This window comes from Anaerotruncus sp. G3(2012), from assembly GCF_000403395.2.
In the GTDB taxonomy this organism is placed as follows: domain Bacteria; phylum Bacillota; class Clostridia; order Oscillospirales; family Ruminococcaceae; genus Anaerotruncus.
In genome coordinates this window covers 345,542-353,537 of the sequence record NZ_KE159657.1, presented here as the reverse complement: position 1 = coordinate 353,537, position 7,996 = coordinate 345,542, and the positions used below count along the sequence as shown (strand labels likewise).

Genomic DNA, 7,996 nt, shown 5'->3' with positions numbered 1-7,996 from the left:
GCTTATATCATGTCGATGCTGTTCCCTCGCCATTTTTCTGCCCTCCTGCTACTTTGAGGACTATTATAGCACATTTCTATTGACGACACAACCTAAATCATATGTACCAAATTTCCTAATTTTATCGCGGCTAATACGGGCCTTGTACTCTCCTGCCCGATATCCACTAACCAAACAGGTATCTCCCACTTTTGCGCCATTTGTATAAAGACCAAAATAGCCTTCAGATGCCGTTCCGGCAGGAAGTGTAATCGTTCCATAATCGTAATGCCAATCTCCTGCTACTGTGGAGGAAGAACCCGCGCTCCATTGGGGCGGATAGCGCAGTTTACTGCCATCAGCAAAAATTGTCTTATGCGGAAGAACAATTTTGATCCTTGTAGCCTTGCCGCCATATCTACCATCATACAGGCAATGTGCCGCTGTTCCCATCGCATGATCTCCATAGAGGAAACCTGTCCCCTCCCTTGGTGTGCTGCTATCCGGAAAGTAGATATATAGCTTCGCAACAGCCTTGTATCCTCTTCCATCTTTCGGTGTGGCGTACCAAGAGTCATCATCGCCAAAAATCGTGCAAGGACGCACTGACGGGTTCGGGTCATAAGGTTCTGTTTTATCTTGAGAGTCGCCTACGGCAGAGGCCGACAAGCCCATAGTCAGCAACAAAAAAACAATCAGAAATGTACTTACGCACTTTTTTCAACATATACTGCCATTTTCCTTCACTGTTTCTTTGCCGTGATACCCCCTGCGCGCAGATCTGTTTATCACAATTTCATCATATCACATATGGATAATATTGTAAATCTTGTTATTTTAAAAAATATATTTGATATTTAAAAAATAATTATAAAATAATCTGTATAAATCAATGCATTGGGACCATACTAACAACGGTTTTTACTCCGAAAAGCGTTTGCACGGGGATGAAAACCCAAGCCGGACGGCAATCGCTGTCCGGCTTTCGTTTTTTCTGTATCAAAGGGAGAGCTGTTCGCCGGTATCCTCCGGCCGGGGCAGCATCCCTGCCGAAGGCAGTGTCTTGGTACGGTACCGGTGGTCGTTCGCGAGCGACCCCTCCACAAACGGCTCGACCGATGCCAGCGTCTGGTTCTTCTTCTGGGTCATGACCGCGATCCCCTGTGTCCCGCGGGTCGATTTCGGAGCGATTGCGCCGGTGTGGACAATCAGCATCCGGCCATTGGTTGAGGTCAGCAGGAATTCGCAGTCCTCCCCAATCTGACGCGCCGCGACCAGCGGGGAAGCCGCATTATAAGCGCCAAGCAGCTTTTTGCGGTTGGTTTTGGTCTGATATCCGGAAAGCTCCACCTTCGCTACCTTTCCATTCTCGAAGAAGAAGAGCATATAACCGGCAAAATCCGAAGTCGCTGCCAGATAGACTGCGTTTTCGCCTTCCTCCATCCCGAGCCGGGCGGGGATATAATCCCCCATCACACTCGCCTTGGTGTCGTCAAAGTCGGATGCTTTCGCCTTGTAGACCTGCGCCCGATCGGTAAAGAAGAGAAGTTCCATATTGTTGCTGCCCTCAAGCGCCTGTACGACCGAATCCCCCTCTTTGAGCTTGTGTTCACTGCTCATCCGGAGCGACTGCGGCGTAATCTTTTTGAAATATCCTTCGCGGGTAAAGAACAGATGGACCGGATAATCAGGCATCTCGGCGGCAACCGGCTGCTCGTCCTCCTCTGTGGGATAATAGAGCAGCGAACGGCGGGGTTTCCCGTACTTTTTGCTGACCTCCTTCAGATCAGAAATAATCAGTGCACGAACCTTTTTCCGATCCCCAAGGATCTCCTGCATCTCCGCGATCTCTTTTTCGAGCTGCCCGGTTTCCTCGATCCGCTTGAGAATATACTCCCGGTTCAGATGCCGCAGACGAATTTCCGCGACATATTCCGCCTGCACCTCGTCGATGCCAAATCCGATCATCAGATTGGGGACGACCTCTTTCTCCTCCTCGGTCTCCCGGACGATCTTCACCGCCTTGTCAATATCGAGCAGGATTTTCCCCAGGCCGCGCAGCAGATGCAGTTTATCCTGCTTGCGCTTCAGCTCGAAATGGATCTTGCGCCGGACACATTCTTCACGGAACGCCGCCCATTCGTTGATGAGCGTTTTAACCCCGCAGACCCGCGGCATACCGCCGATCAGCACATTAAAGTTGCAGGAAAAACTATCCTCAAGCGGGGTCATCCGGAACAGCCGACGCATCAGCGCATCAGGGTCTGTGCCGCGCTTGAGGTCGAGGGTCAATTTTAAACCGCTCAGATCGGTCTCATCGCGCATATCAGCGATCTCCCGGATTTTCCCGGCCTTGACCAGATCAACCACCTTGTCCATGATCGCCTCGACTGTGGTGGTTGGCGGGATTTCGGTGATATCAATGCAGTTGTTCGCCTTGTCGTAGGTATAGCGCGCCCGCACCCGGATGCCGCCCCGCCCTGTTTCGTAAACCTGACGCAGTTCCCGTTCGTTGTAAACGATATAGCCGCCTCCTGGGAAGTCGGGGGCTTTGAGGGTCTCAGTCAGGTCGTGATCGGGGTTGCGCAGGACAGCGATCGTGGTTTCGCAGACCTCCGAAAGGTTAAACGGGCAGATCGACGAAGCCATCCCAACTGCGATGCCCACATTGGCATTCACCAGAACCGACGGAAAGGTGACCGGAAGCAGAGTTGGCTCCTTCATGGTATTGTCGTAGTTATCCACAAAATCCACCGTGTCGCGGTCGATATCACCAAACAGTTCATTGCAGATCGGGTCGAGCTTGACCTCGGTATACCGGGACGCAGCATAGGCCATATCCCGGCTGTATGCCTTGCCGAAGTTGCCCTTGCTATCCACATATGGATGGAGCAGCGCCTCGCACCCGCGTGCAAGGCGCACCATTGTTTCATAGATCGCGCTGTCGCCATGTGGGTTGAGACGCATTGTCTGGCCCACCACGTTGGCCGACTTGGTGCGTGCCCCGGTCAACAGCCCCATTTTATACATCGTATAAAGCAGTTTCCGGTGCGACGGCTTAAACCCGTCGATCTCGGGGATCGCGCGGCTGACGATTACACTCATCGCGTATGGCATATAGTTTTTTTCGAGGGTTTCCACAATCGGCTGTTCGAACATGATGCCCGCATTTTCGATCACTGCCGAGGGGTTGACCTGTCTTTTGGGTTCCTTTTTCGGTCGTTTGGCGGCCATTGGTTCACCTCATCCTGTATGTTTGTTTCACAACCAAAAGTTTTACTCGATTTTTTCCAAAAAATCGCGGTTTCCAAAGGCAGAGCCTTTGGCCGCGCTCCGCAGAGCGCGGAACGCCTTCTCCTGAGAAGCGCATTTGGGGGTGAATTGCCGCCGTCGGCGGCAAGAGGGGGCTTTTTGCAAGAGAAAAAGCCCCTTTCCCATCCACGCTGTCACGAGATGTCCGCCAGATCGAGATACTGATGCCCGTTTTCCGCAATAAACTCCTTGCGTCCGGCGAGGTTGTCACCAAGCAGCAGATCAAACATCCGGCTGGTTGCCTCCGCCTGCGAGGGATTCACCTTAATCAACCGGCGGGTCTCGGGATTCATGGTGGTCAGCCACATCATATCCGGCTCGTTTTCGCCCAGCCCTTTGGAGCGCTGGATGTTATATTTTCCACTGATCTTGGAAAGTGCGTCCGCCTTTTCCGCTTCGGTATAGGCGAAGTAAACCTTATCCTTACTGGTGATCTCATAAAGCGGCGATTCGGCAATATAGACATACCCCCGCTCAATCAAGGTCGGGGCGAGGCGGTAGAGCATGGTCAAAATCAGGGTGCGGATCTGGAACCCGTCCACATCGGCATCGGTACAAATTACGATCTTATTCCACCGCAGCCCGGAAAGATCGAAGGAAGAGAGGTCCCGGTTGGCCTTGGAGGTGACCTCCACCCCGCATCCGAGCACCTTAAAAATATCGGTGATGATGTCGTTTTTGAAGATTTTGTCATACTCCGCTTTCAAACAGTTGAGAATCTTACCGCGTACCGGGATAATCGCCTGAAACTCGGAGTCCCGGCCCATCTTGCAGGAGCCGAGCGCCGAATCCCCCTCCACGATATAAATTTCGCGGCGGTTCACGTCTCTGGTGCGGCAGTCAACGAACTTCTGTACCCGGTTGGACATGTCAATGCTGCCCGCCAGTTTCTTTTTGAGGTTGAGCCGTGTTTTTTCTGCGTTCTCACGGCTGCGCTTGTTGATCAGCACCTGCTCGGCGATCCGAGCCGCATCATCCGGGTTTTCGAGGAAATAGACCTCGATCTGATGCCGCAGAAACTCATTCATCGCCTCATAGATAAACTTGTTGGTGATCGCCTTTTTGGTCTGGTTTTCATACGAAGTCTGGGTGGAAAAGCTGCTCGAAACCAGTACCAGACAATCCTCCACATCCGCAAAGGTGATCTTGCTTTCCCCTTTGTTGTACTTCCCGGCGTTTTTGATGTAGTTGTCGATCATATAGACAAACGCCAGCTTGACCGCGCGCTCGGGGGAACCGCCATGCTCCAGAAAGCTGGAATTGTGGTAATACTCAGCCTTCTTCACCCGGTTGGAAAAACAACAGGCCACATTCAGCTTGACCTTGTATTCCGGCTTGTCCTCCCGGTCGCGGCCTCTGCGCTCGGCCTTCCAAAACTGCATCGAGGTCAGCGCGCCTTCCCCCGCAAGTTCGCCCGCATAATCGACAATCCCGTTTTCATAGAGAAACTCCTGCTCGTCAAACCCTGAATCGGTCTGGCTGCGCAACAGGAAACGGGTCCCGTCGTTGACGACCGCCTGCCGTTTGATGACATCCTGAAAATATTCGAGCGGGATGTCAATATCGGTGAACACCTGCAAATCCGGCTTCCAGCGGATTCTGGTGCCGGTCTGCCGGCGGCGGGTCTCCTCCTTCTGGAGTCCTCCGATGTTTTCACCCCGCTCAAAATGCAGGGTATATTTCATCCCATCGCGGTAGATTTCCGCATCCATATACTCGGACGCATACTGGGTTGCGCACAGCCCCAGACCATTCAATCCGAGCGAATATTCGTAGCTTTCCCCCTCGTTGGTCTGGTACTTGCCGCCCGCGTAAAGTTCGCAAAATGCCAGCTCCCAGTTGTACCGTTCCTCCCGGGGGTTGTAATCGACCGGAAGCCCCCGTCCGAAATCCTCGATCTCGATCGAATGGTCGAGATAGCGGGTGATGATGATCCGGTCTCCGTGTCCTTCGCGCGCCTCGTCGATCGAATTGGAAAGAATCTCAAACATCGCGTGCTCACAGCCGTCCAGACCGTCCGATCCGAAGATCACCCCTGGACGCTTGCGAACCCGGTCGGCCCCTTTCAGCGAGGAAATACTCTCATTTCCATAATCATTTGTGGCTTTTTTTGGCATTGTATGGCCTCCGTAATAAACAGCTTGTTTTTCATCATTTCACAGGGGCTTTTTCACTCGCAAAAAATGCCCTGTTCAGCCTGTAGATTCTCCCGACAGGCTGCGGGACGGGAAACCCGAATCTGCGCGCTGGGAACCGTAGCGTTATAGCGAATGCACTCCGCAAGATTCGCTGCAACCCACAGTGCAGCGGCAGCAAAAAAAACGAGTAAAACTTTCAAAAGAGAATCGGACCGCCTCTGCAAGCGAAAACGCCCGCCCAGCTCTGCACAGCAACAGCCGGGCGGACAAGGTTATCTCTTTTTGAAGAAATCTCTCAGGCGGTCCAGCACAAACCGCTCTCTGGCCTGTTGTTGTGTGGGCGTCCTCTTTTTGAGCGCTTTTGTGGCTGCTGCGTGTTTAGACTTGGGTGCGGATGGCTTCTGCGAACTTTTTGGCGGATTTGCCGCATGTTCCGCGCGCATATACGCCGCTTTGTACAGGTCGATCTGGCTATCTATCGGGGGCTTGTCGTTTTTGACCAGCTGATACTCCCCATTTTCCAAGAGCCGCTTCCCCTTAACGTTGTCTGAAAATTCCAGATTCAGCATTGCCATAATCCGCTGTTTCAGTTGTTCGTTGTAGATCGGCGCAGCGACCTCGACCCGGCGTTCCATGTTCCGGGTCATGAAGTCAGCGGACGAGATGTACATATGGCTGCGCTCGGGCGGGCCGAACACATAAACCCGGCTATGCTCCAGAAACCGTCCTACAATGCTGACAACCTCGATGTTATCGGTATAACCGGGCACTCCCGCGCGCAGGCAGCAGATGCCGCGAACCACCATCCGGATTTTGACCCCGGCTTTTGACGCCTCGATCAGCGCATCAATCAGGTCCTTATCGGTCACCGAATTCACCTTGACGAGGATTTCAGCCGGCTGTCCCTCCCGCGCATACCGGATCTCCTGTTCGATATACCGCAGCACTGCCGGTTTCATGGTGAGCGGCGAGGCGAGCAGATGGGTGGTCGTTTCGGCGGGATGGTCGGTCAGGATGCCGTTGAAAATCCGCAGTCCATCCTCTCCGAACTCCCGGTCAGCGGTAATCAAACAGAGGTCTGTATATTGCCGCGCGGTCGATTCGTTGTAGTTGCCGGTTCCGATCTGGGTGATAAACTGCACCTTATCGCCCTGCTTGCGGGTGATGACCAGCAGTTTGGAATGCACCTTATACTCTCCAAGCCCATAGGTCAGATTGACCCCCGCTTCCTCCAGCCGCCTGGACCAGATGATATTATTTTCCTCATCGAACCGGGCGCGCAGTTCAACGACGACATGGACCTCCTTGCCGTTTTCAGCGGCCTTGATGAGTGCCGCCACCACCTGGCTCTGACGCGCAACCCGATAGAGGGTCATCTTGATGCTCAGGACACTTTCGTCCGAAGCCGCCTCGAGCAGCAGGTCGATGAACGGCTTCATCGTTTCGAAGGGATAGGACAGCAGCACATCATGATCCTCGATCTGCGGCATGATCGGCTTGCCATGCTCGAGCATGACGCTCTTCTGGGGAGTGAGCGTCGGGTAGAACAGCTCCTTTTCCCCACGGCGCTCATACCGGGCACAGAGCGAAAAACCGAATGACATATCGAGCGGGGTACGCATCTGGAAAACCCGATCATGGCTCAACTCGAGCTTTTTACAGAGCTGGTCCAGGATGGCATGGTTGGCGCCGCCCTGAATCTGGAGCCGGACCGGCATCAGCTTGCGGCGGTTTTTGACCATCTGCTCCATGACGCTCCGATAGTCGATGTCGTGGTCGTACATCGCCTCATCCACATTGATGTCCGCATTGCGGGTGACCCGCAGGATCGTCTTGGCTGTGACGACATAGCTTTCAAATACCTTGTCGCAATATTTGAGCACCAAATCTTCAATCAGAACGAATTTGTCCTTGGCAAACGGGAGGAACACCATCCGGTCGAAGCCGGTCGAAACCGGGATCATTGCCAGCTTGACAAATTCCCCTTTGGTTTGGAGCTGGGCGCAGATGTAAATTTCCTTGTTGCGCAAAAACGGGAACGGATGATGCTTGTCGATGATCTGCGGAGAGAGCATGGGCATCAGCTCATGGGTAAAATACCGTTCAAGATACTCGGCCTTTTCCCCGTCGAGCGTTTCGGGGTCGAGCTGCTCGATCCCGTGTTCCTGTGTGAGATCCCGCATCAGCAGCTGGTAGACCTCGTCTTTCTGGGCGGCTAGCGAGCGGGTCTGCGCGAAGATCGCCTGAAGCTGTTCGGCAGGGCTCATCCCCAGCTTATTGTCGGTCTCATCCGGCTCGAGCAGCGCGGCATCGGTCAGCGTGCCGACCCGGATCATATAAAATTCGTCCAGATTGCTCCCGAAAATCGAGATGAATTTCAGCCGTTCGAGCAGTGGGATTGCGTTGTCCCGCGCCTGCTCGAGTACCCGCTGGTTGAATTTCAGCCAGCTCAATTCCCGATTGTGATAGAGCAGCGGCAGATTTCCCTGATTGTCCATTGTGAAGTTCCCCTTTATTCGTTGCTGTCCAAACTGCAAAAAAGGGCATCGCCTCCCGACAATACCCTC

The 7,996-nt window shown here is 53.5% G+C and carries 4 protein-coding genes; all 4 read right to left on the bottom strand.

From position 1 onward, the window contains the following. Nucleotides 1-63 precede the first annotated feature (63 nt). The gene (locus C814_RS24050; RefSeq protein ID WP_196809894.1) at nt 64-432 is read right to left on the bottom strand and encodes a trypsin-like serine peptidase; all 369 of its coding nucleotides are present in this window, start codon (nt 430-432) and stop codon (nt 64-66) included. A 546-nt stretch (nt 433-978) separates the two neighbouring features. Then, complete coding sequence (locus tag C814_RS07515; protein ID WP_016315038.1) at nt 979-3,213, bottom strand: DNA gyrase/topoisomerase IV subunit A; 2,235 nt, start codon at nt 3,211-3,213, stop codon at nt 979-981. A 212-nt stretch (nt 3,214-3,425) separates the two neighbouring features. Further along, the gene (locus C814_RS07510; RefSeq protein WP_016315037.1) at nt 3,426-5,408 is read right to left on the bottom strand and encodes a DNA gyrase/topoisomerase IV subunit B; all 1,983 of its coding nucleotides are present in this window, start codon (nt 5,406-5,408) and stop codon (nt 3,426-3,428) included. A 293-nt stretch (nt 5,409-5,701) separates the two neighbouring features. Continuing rightward, nucleotides 5,702-7,927, bottom strand: a complete 2,226-nt coding sequence (gene ppk1 / locus C814_RS07505; protein WP_016315036.1) for a polyphosphate kinase 1 — start codon at nt 7,925-7,927, stop codon at nt 5,702-5,704. Between the last annotated feature and the right edge of the window lie 69 nt (nt 7,928-7,996).